Source organism: Megasphaera sueciensis (assembly GCF_050219315.1).
In the GTDB taxonomy this organism is placed as follows: Bacteria; Bacillota; Negativicutes; order Veillonellales; family Megasphaeraceae; genus Megasphaera_A; species Megasphaera_A sueciensis.
On sequence record NZ_CP116939.1, the window covers coordinates 1,851,377 to 1,866,378 of the forward strand.

11 protein-coding genes are annotated in these 15,002 nt (G+C 42.1%); 6 read left to right on the top strand and 5 right to left on the bottom strand.

Annotation, left to right across the window (positions count from 1 at the left end; genetic code table 11):
- Positions 1-107 precede the first annotated feature (107 nt).
- Both NXG62_RS08905 and NXG62_RS08910 read left to right on the top strand, forming a co-directional pair.
- On the top strand, positions 108-689 hold the full coding sequence (locus tag NXG62_RS08905) for a xanthine phosphoribosyltransferase (protein ID WP_427112078.1): 582 nt from the start codon (positions 108-110) through the stop codon (positions 687-689).
- Between the two features lie 23 nt (positions 690-712).
- Positions 713-1,324 (top strand): hypothetical protein, encoded by a 612-nt coding sequence (locus tag NXG62_RS08910; RefSeq protein WP_427112079.1) that lies wholly within the window; start codon positions 713-715, stop codon positions 1,322-1,324.
- A 280-nt stretch (positions 1,325-1,604) separates the two neighbouring features.
- Here NXG62_RS08910 and nifJ read toward each other — a convergent pair whose 3' ends face one another.
- Both nifJ and pepD read right to left on the bottom strand, forming a co-directional pair.
- Positions 1,605-5,126, bottom strand: coding sequence for a pyruvate:ferredoxin (flavodoxin) oxidoreductase (gene nifJ / locus NXG62_RS08915; protein WP_427112080.1), 3,522 nt, complete (start codon positions 5,124-5,126; stop codon positions 1,605-1,607).
- A gap of 245 nt (positions 5,127-5,371) precedes the next feature.
- A complete protein-coding gene (pepD, locus tag NXG62_RS08920; RefSeq protein ID WP_427112081.1) occupies positions 5,372-6,820 on the bottom strand; it encodes a beta-Ala-His dipeptidase in 1,449 nt (482 codons plus the stop codon).
- A 224-nt stretch (positions 6,821-7,044) separates the two neighbouring features.
- On the opposite strand from pepD, the gene NXG62_RS08925 reads away from it, so the two are divergent.
- Positions 7,045-9,126: an OPT family oligopeptide transporter gene (locus tag NXG62_RS08925; protein WP_427112082.1), complete on the top strand. Its 2,082-nt coding sequence runs from the start codon at positions 7,045-7,047 to the stop codon at positions 9,124-9,126.
- Positions 9,127-9,243: 117 nt separating this feature from the next.
- On the opposite strand, the gene NXG62_RS08930 is transcribed toward NXG62_RS08925, so the two are convergent.
- The 3 genes from NXG62_RS08930 to NXG62_RS08940 all read right to left on the bottom strand — a co-directional run bounded on the left by NXG62_RS08930 (position 9,244) and on the right by NXG62_RS08940 (position 11,748).
- Positions 9,244-9,834 carry a phosphatase PAP2 family protein gene (locus NXG62_RS08930; protein WP_322351570.1) on the bottom strand — a complete coding sequence of 197 codons (591 nt, stop codon included), beginning with the start codon at positions 9,832-9,834 and terminating at the stop codon, positions 9,244-9,246.
- A gap of 71 nt (positions 9,835-9,905) precedes the next feature.
- Positions 9,906-10,151 carry a TM1266 family iron-only hydrogenase system putative regulator gene (locus NXG62_RS08935; protein ID WP_427112083.1) on the bottom strand — a complete coding sequence of 82 codons (246 nt, stop codon included), beginning with the start codon at positions 10,149-10,151 and terminating at the stop codon, positions 9,906-9,908.
- Between the two features lie 439 nt (positions 10,152-10,590).
- Positions 10,591-11,748, bottom strand: coding sequence for an IS110 family transposase (locus NXG62_RS08940; RefSeq protein ID WP_427112084.1), 1,158 nt, complete (start codon positions 11,746-11,748; stop codon positions 10,591-10,593).
- Between the two features lie 282 nt (positions 11,749-12,030).
- Between NXG62_RS08940 and NXG62_RS08945 the strand changes: the two genes are divergently transcribed.
- The 3 genes from NXG62_RS08945 to NXG62_RS08955 all read left to right on the top strand — a co-directional run bounded on the left by NXG62_RS08945 (position 12,031) and on the right by NXG62_RS08955 (position 14,956).
- Entirely contained in the window at positions 12,031-12,831 is an 801-nt protein-coding gene (locus tag NXG62_RS08945; RefSeq protein ID WP_427112085.1) for a hypothetical protein, read from the top strand.
- A 219-nt stretch (positions 12,832-13,050) separates the two neighbouring features.
- Positions 13,051-13,932, top strand: coding sequence for a DMT family transporter (locus NXG62_RS08950; protein ID WP_427112086.1), 882 nt, complete (start codon positions 13,051-13,053; stop codon positions 13,930-13,932).
- A 94-nt stretch (positions 13,933-14,026) separates the two neighbouring features.
- Positions 14,027-14,956, top strand: coding sequence for a carbon-nitrogen hydrolase family protein (locus tag NXG62_RS08955; protein ID WP_427112087.1), 930 nt, complete (start codon positions 14,027-14,029; stop codon positions 14,954-14,956).
- The last annotated feature ends 46 nt before the right edge of the window (positions 14,957-15,002 follow it).

Sequence of the window (15,002 nt, forward strand, 5' to 3'; positions counted from 1 at the left end):
TATATTTCAGCGGTCTGTTGGTTACTGTTTGTCAGCCGCCGAATTTATGTTGACTTGCCTAAAATTTCGTATTAGACTGGAATTAGTATTATAAGAGGAGGTCTTGTATGAAGGAATTAAAAGAACGAATTATCCATGATGGTATGGTAATAGATAACCGCATATTGAAGGTAGACAGCTTTTTAAACCAGCAACTGGATCCGGCTTTGATTTGCCATATCGGAGGTGAATTTGCACGCCGTTTTTCAGATACCCCCGTCGATCGTATCGTAACCATAGAATCCTCTGGTATTGCCGTCGCTTATGCTGCCGCCTTGGCTATGAAAAATATCCCGGTAGTATTTGCCCGTAAGAAAATGCCGTCACACGCTATGGAAAACACCTATCATACATCCGTCTATTCCTATACGAAAGAAGAAACCTATGAAGTGGCAATAAGCAAGCAATTTCTTCCCGCCGGGGAATCGGTTCTTATTATTGATGATTTTCTCGCCAGCGGCGAAGCTGCGCTGGGTCTTGCCTCCCTTCTCCAAGAAGCACAATGTAACGTTGCCGGCATCGGCATTGTCATCGAGAAGTCATTTCAGCCGGGTCGTCAGCGCCTTCAAGAAGCCGGTTACCGAGTAGAAGCACTGGCGCAGATTGAAAAATTCGAAAATGGCAGGCCTGTATTCAACCGGGCCAAGTAATAGATAGGAACAGGAGATAATTTATGAGAGCACAGTTTTTTGATGGCTTTGATTTTGCAAAATATAAATACAGTATCGTTGCAATCGAACACGTCCATGATTTTTTTAATATTGCAAAATTTGGTATACATCCCATTATGTTCGATGAATCTTGTCTTCGCGGGTATTCTTGTATATTTGGCTTCAATGATGAAAAACAGCTTTCCCTGCATAAATTATTTACTAACAATAACAATCAAGAAATGCCCGAAATCGATGGTATAAAACCTATATCCTTCCACTCTCCTGCCGGAGAATGGAAATATGAATTAGAACATCCCCTGAACTATACCGGTTCTCTCTTGATTGCCAACGATTTTATTCAGAAATATTTTGTTCCCTTCGGATTTCAGCTGCCTCATGCATTTAAAAAAGTTTTTGAACTAACATTTGAGGCCGGTATGCTTCAGCATGTCGAGGACAAAGCAGAAGAGGCACATCGACTGCGTATCGAATATGAAGTTCCCGTCAGTGCTGCCACAAAAGTAAAGATGCGTGTCGGCCATATATTAAACAAGGAAGAACAATACGGCTTCGATGATGATGTTATAGAACAATATATGGATCTCAGTTACGATACGAAATATCTTTTTTAATCTTTTCCTTCACAACATATTATCGTTCCTGTCTTATGCTCACTATGTTCTATTTTGGCCGTGTAACAGGAAACGTATCTCAGCAAAACACATTGTTTTCATATAGGTTTACAGTCAACCCACACTAAAATCAAAAGGGATAAATGCCATTAATATCGCATTTATCCCTTTTTTGTTTAGTGACACGACTATTTATATCCGCGCAATCCTATGCAGGGACCCCGAAGAATTCACAGCTTCTACATGAATCCTCCTCTTTGTATATACCATCAAAACTCAATTATTTTACCGGTTTCATGGCTTCCTGCATACGAACATAGCTTTCATAGCGTTCTTTTGCATCTTGTTCCGTTTTTTCAAACAGCGCTTCTGCTGTTTCCGGGAAGGTCTTCAATAACGAAGAGAATCGGACTTCACTCATAAGGAAATCTCGGAAGTTTTCATGAGGAGCCTTGGAATCAAGAGTAAACGGATTTTTCCCTTCCGCTTTCAACGCCGGATTGTAGCGGAATAAATGCCAATATCCACAGTCAACCGCACGTTTTTGTTCTTCCTGACTGAACCCTTGTCCTTTTTTCAACCCATGGTTGATACAAGGAGCATACCCAATTACCAAAGACGGGCCGGGATACGCTTCGGCTTCCGCAATGGCTTTAAGGAATTGATTCTTATCAGCACCCATGGCAACTTGCGCAACATACACATATCCATAGGTAGCCTGCATCAAACCTAAATCCTTCTTCTTCGTTTTTTTGCCGGAAGCTGCAAATTGTGCAACCGCTGCGGTCGGAGTCGCTTTAGAAGCTTGTCCGCCCGTATTGGAATACACTTCTGTATCAAATACGAGAACATTGATATCTTCGTTTTGTGCTAATACATGATCCAAACCGCCATACCCGATATCATACGCCCAACCGTCGCCGCCGAAAATCCATTGTGACCGCTTAACCAGAAATTGTTTCATGGAATACACTTTTTCAAGAGCCGGTTTACCCGCTTTTTCTTGTTCAAGAAGAGCAATAATTTTATCCGAACGTTCACGGGAACCTGCCCCGACAAGTTTCTTGTCATCCCATTCTTTAAAAGCAGTCTGCAGTGCGGGACTGACTATATCCATGGCTTCCTGAATATATTTTTCCAATAGTTTACGTTCCGACTTTTCAGCCAGCATCATCCCAAAGCCATATTCGGCATTATCTTCAAAAAGAGATGTCGCCCAAGCAGGACCATGTCCCTTGGCATTTTTCGTATAGCCGCAAGTCGGTGCACTGCCGCCCCAGACACTGGAACAGCCATGAGCATTGGCAATCATCATACGATCTCCGAAGAGCTGTGTGACAACTTTGCAATACGGTGTTTCCGCACACCCTGCACACGCACCGGTAAATTCAAGGAGGGGCTGCTCGAATTGACTGCCGATTACTGTAAATTTACTCATCGGATTTTCTTTACCAGATATATTTACCGCATAGTCCCATAATGCTGCTTTATGCTGTTCTTCATCAAAAGGTTTCATCGTAAGTGCTTGTTTCGGACAAATATTCGTGCAACTGGTACAACCGAGACAATCCATAACAGAAACAATGATGCTATATTTATAACCCGGTGCTGTTTTGATTTCTTTGCTTGTATAACTTTCCGGAGCATTGGCCGCTTCTTCCGGCGTCATAAGGAAGGGACGAATTGCCGAATGGGGACAAACAAAAGAGCACTGATTGCAGCCGATACATTTTTCAACATCCCAGCTAGGTACAAACATGGCTACCCCACGTTTTTCTTCTGCACATGTACCCGTAGGCCATCTGCCGTCTTCACGGCCGGCATATATACTAACAGGTAAATCATCGCCTTCGAGACGATTCGTCGGAACGGCATATTCTGTATAGAACTTTGTATGACCGGACATATCAATCGGTTCATCTGCTGCATCAGCCCAGTCCGCCGGAACTGCTACTTTGACAATAGCCTGCAGGCCTTCATCAATAGCGGCATTATTCATATCGACAACCTTCTGACCTTTTTTGCCATAGGATTTAACAACAGATTCCTTCAGTTTATCAATGGCTAAATCCAACGGAATAACTTCAGAAAGTTTAAAGAACGCTGACTGCATAATCATATTGATACGGCCGCCAAGTCCGATTTTACGAGCAATGCCTACTGCATCAATGATATAAAATTGTACATTGTTTTTTGCAATATCCCGTTTCAGGGATGCCGGCAATTTTTCACTCAATTCTTCCGGAGTCCAAACCGTATTCAGCAAGAATGTGCCGCCACTCTTGATTCCTTTCAAAAGATTAAAGGAATGAACATAGGATTGACGGTGACAAGCGATAAAATCAGCACTGTCAATAAGGAATGGCATCTTGATCGGCGTATTGCCGAAACGCAGATGCGAAACCGTGACCCCGCCGGATTTTTTAGAATCATAGGCAAAATATGCCTGTACATACATATCGGTATTATCCCCAATAATTTTGATTGCACTTTTATTGGCCCCGACAGTACCATCAGAACCAAAACCCCAAAACTTGCAAGCTTTAAGCCCTTTGCCACCAATATGAAGATCACAAGTGCGCGGCAGTGATTTATACGTAACATCATCGTTTATGCTTAATGTAAAGTCATATTTTGGTTCAGCAGCCTTCAAGTTATCAAAAGCAGCAATGACGTCTGCCGGTAAAAATTCCTTGGAAGCAATGCCGTAACGGCCATTGTATATCTTCGGAGAATTATCTATGCGGGCAAACGTAGCCGCAACACTATGGTATAAAGGTTCCCCATTAGCGCCGGTTTCCTTCGTGCGATCCAGTACGGCAATCCGTTTAACCGTTTTAGGAAGTGCTGCCAGAAAATGCTTTTCAGACCACGGACGGAACATATGTACATTAATACAACCGACTTTTTCGCCCTTTTCAACCATCAGCTTAACAGTTTCTTCTACCGTCTGTGCTCCGGAACCCATTAAAACAAGCACGGTTTCTGCATCAGGAGCCCCTGTGTAACTAAACAAATGATATTGACGGCCAGTGATTTTGTGGATCATGTCCATATAATATTCTGCTGTTTCTGGTACTTTATCATAGAACGTATTCAAAGATTCGCGGTGCTGCATATACACTTCTGCCGATTCGCAGAAGGCAATAGCTTCCGGATTATCTGGATTCATGCCGCGTTTGCGGAACGCTTCAACCGCATCCATATCGAGCATGGGACGAAGTTCTTCATACGGAATAACTTCAATCTTTTGTAATTCATGAGAGGTACGAAATCCATCAAAAAAGTTTATAATAGGGACACGGCAAGAAATTGCAGTAGCATGCACGACTGCCGACAAATCCATTACTTCCTGAACGCTGGATTCCGCCATCATACAGATCCCCGTTCCACGCATCGCCATTACATCGTCATGACCGGCAAAAATCGTGTAACCATTGGTTGCAACCGTACGAGAGGCAACATGGAAAACGCCTGGAAGCAGTTCTCCTGCCACTTTGAACATATTGGAAAGCATAATCATCATACCTTGGGATGATGTAAAAGTTGTCGTCAGTGCACCTGTATTCAGTGCCCCGTGCATAGCACCGGCAGCTCCTTTTTCAGACTGCATTTCCTGAACTTCTACGGTTGTACCAAATAAATTTTTGCGGCCATGGGCAGCCCATTCATCAACATGTTCCGCCATTGGGGAGGACGGTGTAATCGGAAATATAGAAGCTATTTCAGTAAAGGCATATGCTGCATATGCGGCTGCTTCATTCCCATCCATCGTTTTAAACATTTTTTTAACTTTTGACATTATCTTTCACCTCTCATGTGTTATATAAACATTTCTATTTCGATTGTATGATACGTAAAACGTATTAGCAAGTTAAAACCACTTTTTTTAAGGCTAAAACAATTTTATTAAAAAAAATAAAATGGATAAATGCCTTCATTATCGCATTCATCCACCTTATTTTGAGTGGCACAATATTTAGAACCACTTGAATGCCACATCTATTTCAAGTAGCTTTCTTTTTTAATATAGGTATACAAATTAAATCATTTCATCCGTTTCAACGTATCGGCAATAAGACGTACCAATATTGCGACGGTATCTAATTCCAGGGTTTCCTTCGGACTATGTATATCATGTGTTGTTGCCCCGATAGATACTATATCCAAATCCGGATTTGCCGCAAAGAAAAAACCCGTTTCAAGACCACCGTGCATAGCTTCTACACGTGCCGGTTTTCCCGTTAGTTCTTTATAAATATCTGCCATTAACGGACGTAATGTGCTGTGCGGATTTTCAGTCCAAGCCGGATCCAATCCACCGATCGTTATTTCAAATCCGGTCAACTCAGCCAAGATAGGCAGCGCAAGAATAAATTCTTCCAATCTTGCATCTGCTGAAGAGCGAGGAAAATATTGAATCGTCACTATATTATCTTGGGTTCTTACCGTCCCAATATTCGCTGACAAATCAGGCAGCTTCGGCAAATGCTGATTCATGGCCAAGACTCCGCAATGAAGAAGGCTCAAAAGCTGTACCACAGCCTTTGTATCTGCAGAAGAAAATACATATTCCGGATTTTCTGTTTCTGCTACAGTAAAATCTGCTTTTTTTTCGATTTCACCGTAAATAAGCTGGCAATTTTGTTTTGCCTTGCACACAACTTTTTTTACACTTTCTATATCTTTATGATGAAGCGCAATAACAACCTGTGCGGAAGAAGGTATCGCATTAGCCGCTGCGCCTCCGTCCATATGGGCAATCGTATATGCAATACCCTGAACGGCGAGGCGCTGCAACAGTAACGCCAATTCTTTTATGGCATTACTTTTCCCTGCATTGATCGTCTCTCCGGAGTGTCCTCCTAGAAAGTCTTTTGTCGATAGTATCAATGCGGCATCAAAAGAATTCTTCTGCTTCGCCGCAATCCGGGAAAAATCAATATGACGGCTGCCGGCAGAACCAACCACCAGAACGTCAATGGCTTCCGAGTCACAATTAATGATATACTTAGCATCTCGAACATAGGCTGGATCGAGGTGTGTTGCTCCCACCATACTGGTTTCTTCGTCCACAGTAAAAATAAAGCGCAAAGGACCATGAGAAATGCTGCACGTCAAAAGATATAGCGCTACCGCCACGGCAATACCGTCGTCAGCTCCTAAACTGGTACCCTCTGCCGATAAAATATTCCCGTCTCTTTTAATACGGATAGGATCTGTCAAGGGATTAAAGGCAACTCCCGTTTCCGCAACACAGACCATATCCATATGTCCTTGGATAATCGTAAGCGGCACATTCTCATATCCTGCTGTCGCCGCAATATCGGCGATAACGTTATTGACTTCATCTTGAATCGGCTCCACCCCTAATTCACGAAGTCTGCGAACAATATAATCACTGACTTTCTTTTCATGATGTGACGGTCGAGGATATTTTGCCAATTCGGAAAATTCGGCCAATACACCTTGTATAATCTCTTCATTTGTCTTCACGCTGCATTCCTCCTTTTTCATTCGTTATCATTGTAGCACAAATAATTCGTATCTGCAGTGGCTATTTTAACTATCCGCGGTATGTTATCATAGTTTATACCTTCCTTATATTTGGATATTTAATCGTATTTGATTTTTATTAGTAAAACGTTTATCATATATAATATACTTAATAGTAATAGTGTATTTGGATTTTTAATTTTATTTACATGGAGGTGTTTTATATGAAACCAATGCAAAATTTGACAGCACCCCCCCAATTACCTGAATTAACATTTCGCGGCATGTTCCTAGGCATGCTGATTACCGTAATTTTTACGGCATCAAATGTATATTTAGGTTTGAAAGTCGGTTTGACATTTTCTTCGTCGATTCCGGCAGCTGTCATTTCCATGGCTATTCTGCGCATGTTCAAGGACTCCAATATTTTGGAAAACAACATGGTACAGACACAAGCCTCTGCGGCAGGTACTTTATCCGCTATTATCTTCATTTTACCTGGGCTGCTCATGATTGGCTACTGGCAAAGCTTCCCGTTTTGGGAAACATTTCTGCTATGTGCCTGCGGCGGCTCTCTCGGTGTACTATTTACCATTCCGCTGCGGCGCGCTATGGTTGTCAACAGTACACTGCCCTATCCGGAAGGCCGAGCTGCTGCTGAAATATTAAAAGTAGGCAGTGATTTACGGAAAGAGGAGAATACTCCCGGTCATAAACGCACGGCTCAGGCTTCCGGAATGAAGGATATCGTCAGCGGTACGGCCTTAGCCGGATTTATTAGTTTATGTGCTAATGGCTTTCATGTTATGTCGGCAGAATTCAGTTACTGGATCCATATAGGAAAATCAATTACACAAATCCCCATGGGATTTTCCATGGCCCTTCTCGGAGCCGGTTATTTAATTGGCATCACCAGCGGTATTGCCATCTTAGTCGGTACTGTATTGGCCTGGGTTGTTTTTGTCCCCTATCTGACCAGTGTAATGACCCCGGTTGATGGGCAGACGGCGGCAGCCTTTGCCAAAATGATTTGGGCTCAAAAGGTGCGTTTTATTGGTGCCGGCTGCATCGGTATCGCAGCGATCTGGACCTTGATTACATTGGCCAAACCGGTTGTCGATGGCATCAAAATGTCGATGGCCGTCATCCGTTCCAACGATTCTGCCGAAAAACGAGAACTGCATCATACGGATATTGATATGACTCCCAAATCCGTTGCCATCGTATTTATTGCAATTCTTATCGGTCTTGCCTTGACCTTTTATTCATTCGTATCATCTGCACCCATTCCGACTTCGTTAATGGTCATCTATATTATAGTTGGAATTGCCGTAGCCGTCCTAATGGGCTTCTTTGTTGCAGCTGCCTGCGGCTATATGGCCGGCCTTATCGGGACTTCAGCAAGTCCTATTTCCGGTATTGGTATTTTAGGCATTATCGTCTCTTCTTTAGTCGTGTTAGTAATTGGATCTTCCTACAATATTTTTATAACACCCGAAGGAACAAAATTTGCTACTGCACTAGCTATATTCATTACCAGTGTCATTGTCAGCATTGCCTCTATATCAAATGATAACCTGCAGGATTTAAAAACAGGCTATCTTGTCGGCGCAACCCCCTGGAAACAGCAGGTTGCTTTAATCTTAGGCAGTGTCATCGGCTCTTTTGCGATTGCTCCCGTCTTAACACTTCTTTATCAAGCATATGGTTTTACAGGAGCATTGCCCCGACCTGACATGGACCCTACCCAAGCCTTAGCTGCTCCCCAGGCAACACTTATGACCACGATTGCACAAGGTATTTTCAGTTCCAATCTGGATTGGAATTTTATTTTATTTGGCATCGGCATCGGTATTGCCGCAATCATTATTAACTTAATCCTTACCAAGGCAACAAATCAACGTCTTTCGTTACCGCCTCTTGCCGTCGGCATGGGAATTTATTTGCCGCCGACATTAGAAATTCCGTTAGTCATAGGGTCTGTGATGGGCTATGGCATTCAGCGGTATCTCCGTCAACGCGCTGCTAAACGCAGTCCCGGCTACGAAAAGGAAGATGTGGAAGCTTGTAATCACCATGGCGTACTCTTTGCTTCTGGATTGATTGTTGGGGAAAGCCTTATGGGTGTTATTATTGCTATGATTATTGTCTTTTCCGTTACGTCCGGCGGCAGTGAAGATCCCTTAGCCTTAGTCGGGAAAAACTTTTCCGGCATAGCTGACTGGATCGGCTTAGCCGTATTTGCCGCAGTTATCGTGTCATTTATCGGTCACGTGCTGCATACAAAATATACGATTGAAAAATAATATAGTTTAGCCTTCCAACAAATGGAAGGTTTACATAATCATATCGGAAATGGGTTGTTGCCGGAGTAAAAAATCATTCCGGCAACAGCCCATTTTAAATAGTTTATTGCATAAATTTCATTTAAGGTGCCACCATTTTTTTACAAAAGTTTCTATTACAGCATAACTATAACATATGAAATCAGCCCAATGTATTGCCCATTTGCTTCGTGCTACTAAAAAATGACTTATAGTACCCAAGAAAATACCACCTAAAACGTCCGTTATATAATGTACTCCTGTATAAACACGGGAAAAACCAAGAACCATGCTGTAAAAAAACAGTGTAGGTCCCCATACAGCTCTGTGGCACAGCAAATGAAGCCCCACTGCAGTGGAATTTGCAGTATGGTTACTGGGAAAGGAAGCATTATCCGAATGCACTATAAGTCCTAACGAAGGTTCTTTTACAAACGGACGCTGCCGCGGCCATATTTTTCCGATAATAAAAGAAATTCCCGATCCAATGATGACAGAAAAAAGGCAATACAGCAATATATGCCGACGTTGCTGCAATTCACGAAATGGTGCTGGTCGAAACCACTCAACAAACCCATAGAGGATATACAGCACATATCCAAAACGGGAAATCCCTACCAACAAGACATGTATCCATCCGCTTCTGCCGACTACAGTCTGTATGCATTTAATTTCCTGTGATTTCACCATCAACCTCTCCTTTTTACTATATATGCGGGAAAGGCATACACGTGCATACACCTTTAGCCTGAAATGTTGTTTTATTCTTTTGCGTAAATAGTCTTAGTACTGACGTACGAAAGCATGCTTAATTTATCCGATAATTCCCGGATAACCTCTTGCGGTGCATCAATAACAATACTGATGACAGACACCTGTTGCTCATGATACGGAACACCCATACGTCCCATAATGTAATCGCCATATTCATGCAAAAGCTCATTCAATTGATCTACATTTTCCCGATTATTGACGATGATACCGATTAATGCTAATTTTTTATTCATGTCTGTCCTCCTTTAAAAACATCCACTTACCGCAAATAACCAAAGACGTACATATGTTCATCCATGTACATTTTTCACGCAGGCATCTTCTTTGTGATTACTACAAGGATTTAAAAATGGTATACTCTCAGAATGATCTTATAGCGTACCTTTGATATTTTCAGTATACCATCAGATTTTTATTTTTCAAATATATTATTTTTGTCAAAATTGCTATACTAAATTAAGTAAATCGTAACATGGATGTCATTGAATTGTAATAATTATCGTGTATAGTACAGATAGTACTTAAAGTATAGAAATAATAAAGGAGACCAACTATGAAAAGTCAAGTACTTTCTGAACTAAAAATGAATTTGTTTACAGGTTCTTAAAATAGGGTAACTTTAATAAAGCTCACCAACAGGAACTTTTTCACAACGGTATGTTCGTAAGCTGCTTACAGATTAAATGTGACGTTGTCTGTTAACATTTTATAAATAATGCGAACCAGCTTGCCGGCACAGTGTCCTAAAGCCCCATAATGGTTTAGACCAGCATCACGCTTTTTGTCGTACAGCTGTTTGAATACAGCATTATTTCGTACCACATTGTGAGCTGCATACATTAGGGCATATCGTAAGTATCGGGATCCTCTTTTGGACATTCGGGTATGAGTGGCGTTGAAGTTTCCCGATTGATGGATGGAAGGATCCAGCCCCGCAAATGCCAGCAACTTGCCGGGTGCTGAAAAGCGATGCACATCTCCTGTTTCACCCAGAATCATTCCGGCTTCTAAACAACTGATGCCGGGAATGGTCATGATGACTGAATCCATGGAACGAATAATGGTTTCCATGTTGGATTCAACATCTTCAATTTGGCTATCCAGTAACTCGATTTGCTCAATGGTTTGGGTTATCTGAATAGATATAGAACTGTCGCTGGAACCGACAGACTTCCGTGCGAGAACTCTTACTTCTTGAGCTTTGTCTTTCTTGAAACGGCCATGAGAAGCCGAGGCAAGAAGATGAGCCAGATGAGTCATATGCATGGAAGCAATCGTATCCGGCGAGGGCGCCTCCTTCAGGATAGCGTAGACAGACTTATGATGGATTCCGTTAAAGAAGTACTGCAGCTCAGGGAACGCCTGATCCAGGTACGAAGTCAGCATGATTTTATTGCGGGTACGCTGCTTCATCAATTTACGACGGAATCGGCCCAGGTTTTTCAAGTGTAGCAGATCCAGATCGTACTGCGTGAATCGTCTGAAAGGCTGCGTCATAAGCGTTTGGGCAATAATGGCGGTGTCCACCTTATCGGTCTTGGTCTTACGGATTCTGTTTTTCCGCATGCAAGACGTTTGGATAGGGTTGAGCACACTGACCGGAAAATGCCGGGTAACAAGGAATTCAACAAGATTATTGCCGTAGTGGGCCGTTGACTCAAGACCAACGATGAGGTTGTCTTTGTCATACTGATTCAGGACAGAGAGCAGCATACAGAAGCCATCGTTGTCATTTGTGAATTGGAACGGTTCTACGAGGACTTTACCATCAGAAGATAATACAGAAGCAAAGTGATTGAGCTTGGCAATATCAATGCCGACATAAATCATGGGATGCACCCCTTTCCTTATTATTGATGATGTGATATCCGTTCACGATTATCATCGTAGACTTGATTGAAATGAGTACTCGTACGCTGGTTTCAGCCTATGGCACATCCAACTATAAACAATTCAGATAATGAAACGGCAATACACTCCTTTTAGTAGTTGAACTACAGAAAATTATGAAAAGTCCACAACATCTGAATGTATTATAGTCACATACACCTACAATTAAAAGAAAGGAAAGTATGTAATTTTGCTTCTGTAATTATCATACAAGTGAATAGTATGAAAACAACGCTCGCTTTGCGACAAAAACTTTTAACAACTTTATTGGCCGGCACTGCGGTTGCCGTATTAACTACTGCTTCATTTATCCCGGTCTCGGCAAATGATGATATGGCTTCCGGTTCCGATACCCCTACTATTACCACAACTGCACCTGCCCATCATAACCCAATGCAGCACCGCATGGCTGCCATGATCCAGGAAGGAAAAATTACCCAAGACCAAGCAGATAGTCTCCATGCTGCTATGCAGGAATTTCATCAGCAGATGAAAGCGGATCATCAAAAATTTATGGCACAATTACCGGATAAAACCGGGATTGATGCCGCTGTCTTAAAAGAAATCCTTCCTCCCATGCACGGCCATCACCATCCCGGTCACATGAAGCAACACATGGATCAGCTCGTACAGCAGGGAACCCTTACCCAAGACCAAGCCAATACTTTAGAAACTTCACTTCGTGATTTCCATCAAAGCCAGAAAGAAGAACAGATGACAGCACGAAAAGAATTTATGGCGCAGTTGCCGGATAAGACAGGAATCTCCAAAGAAACGTTACAGAAGGTTTTTCCTACTCCGCCGATGCGGATGAAACAACACATAGATACGATGGTCCAAGAAGGAAAAATCACGCGTGGTCAGGGAGACAAGTTAGAAAGTGCCATACATGATTTCCACCAAAAAGAACAGGCAAAATGGAAAACATTTATGAATCAGCTGCCTGATAAAACAGGAATTTCCAAGGAAACATTAAAAGAACTTTTCCACCATTCGTCACCTATGCCTTCTCCTGAAAACTAATTTTCCATACATTGATTCTGCAGCTTCTCGCACTGCCATGGATATTGCAATCCTCGGTCAGTGCGAGTTTTTTATATACTTAAAAAAGAAAATATTTTATGTTAAATGATTTAAATGCATCTGTAATAATTTTATACATACATTAAAAATTATATCTTGACAATTTTTGATAATGTATGGACAATAAAGATAGTGTTTTTATCATTAGGAGGTTTCATTGTGATCAAAGCCTTAGGAGCCATTTATTTTATATGGGGTTTTAATTGGGTCGTTATGAAAGAAGCCAATCTGTTCTTCCCACCTATTGTATTTGTGGCATACCGTTTTGCCTTGGGAGCTGCCATATTATTACTGGTAACTATATGGCTTCGTCTGCCGCCGCCACCCCGAAAATATTGGAAATGGATCATTCTCACAGGTATATTGCAAACCGCAGTTAATAATGTTGCCGCTCAAATTGGCATACAATCGCTGGGAGCCGGTCTGGTCGCCGTACTAAACTACAGCATGCCCGTCTGGGTTGCTATTCTTGCACACTTTTTCCTTCGTGAACATCTGACACTGCGAAAAATCCTGGGGATTGTCATTAGTATGACCGGTCTTTTTATTCTTATGAATATTAACACAGTCGGAAACATCGCCGCCATTTTACTTACATTAGCCGGTGCGGTGGCCTGGGCCGTAGCAAATATCATTATGCGGCAGCAAAACCAAGTTATGCAGCAAAGTAGCCGCTGCGGAAACAAACCGGATTGTACTATTATTCAATATACTACTTGGCAGATGATCGCCGGTACGATACTTCTTTTTATTTATATGGGATTCACGGATCAAGGTATTGTACAATGGACACCGCTGTCTATCTCCATACTTTTATATAATGGTATCCTTGCTTCGGCATTGGCCTTCTTTCTCTGGAATTATATTCTTTCGCATATGGAAGCAAGCAAAGCCTCTGTCGCAATTTTAGCCGTTCCCGTTGTCGGCGTCATCTGCGGCATCATCTTTTTGGAAGAAGCCTTGACAATAACGACAACATTAGGCATGTCGCTTATTCTTATAGGAATCACACTGATTGTCACACAAAAAAAAGCTGCCTGAGTGCTGCAAAAACGATAGTTCTAAAGTAACGGTATTCTTCCATACTTATACTATATACACAAATCGCTACATACTAATAAAAGGGGTTGACATAATGAAAAATCTTGTAAAAAACTGTAAGATGGCCCTCATACAGGCCGCACCGATTATATTGGACAAAACTGCCACGTTAGATAAAACTATAGAAAAAATTATGGACGCTGGAAAAAAAGGAGCGCAATTTATCGTTTTTCCTGAATCATATATTCCTTGCTACCCTTACGGCATGACGTTCGGTTTTACCGTTGGCAGCCGTACGGAAGAAGGACGCGCAGATTGGAAACGGTATTACGACAATTCTGTTATTGTACCCAGTGCCGACACTGAACGTATCGGCAAAGCCGCTGCCGCAGTACATGCCTATGTCAGCATAGGAATTACAGAACGGGACACCATTTCCTGCACACTATACTGTACGAATCTTATTTTTTCTCCCGAGGGGGTTCTTATCGCTAAACACCGTAAAATTAAACCCACCGGAGCTGAACGGTATATCTGGGGAGATTCCCATGATCCTGATACCTATTTCCCTGTCATAGATACTCCCTGGGGACCTGTAGGCAGTCTTATTTGTTGGGAAAATTACATGCCATTGGCCCGTGCTGCCTTGTACCAAAAAGGAGTTTCTATTTATTTAGCCCCAAATACCAATGATAATCCGGAGTGGCAGGATACCATCAAGCACATCGCGATTGAAGGACATTGTTATGTTGTCAATGTGGACCAATATTTTACAAAAGCTATGTATCCGACCGATTTACACTGTATTGAAGAAATTACGATCTTAAAAAATAATATCTGCATTGGCGGCAGCTGTGTTATTGATCCTCGCGGACATTATATCAACGAGCCTGTCTGGAATAGAGAAGAAACCATTTACGTGGATCTTGATATGGATACTGTACCTATGAGCCGTATGGAATTTGACGCGGCCGGGCATTATTCCCGGCCGGATATATTAGAATTAGTCGTTCACGAAGATTAAAACAAACACCTTTATAATAAAAAAAGAGAACCGTCGCTGCCGTATA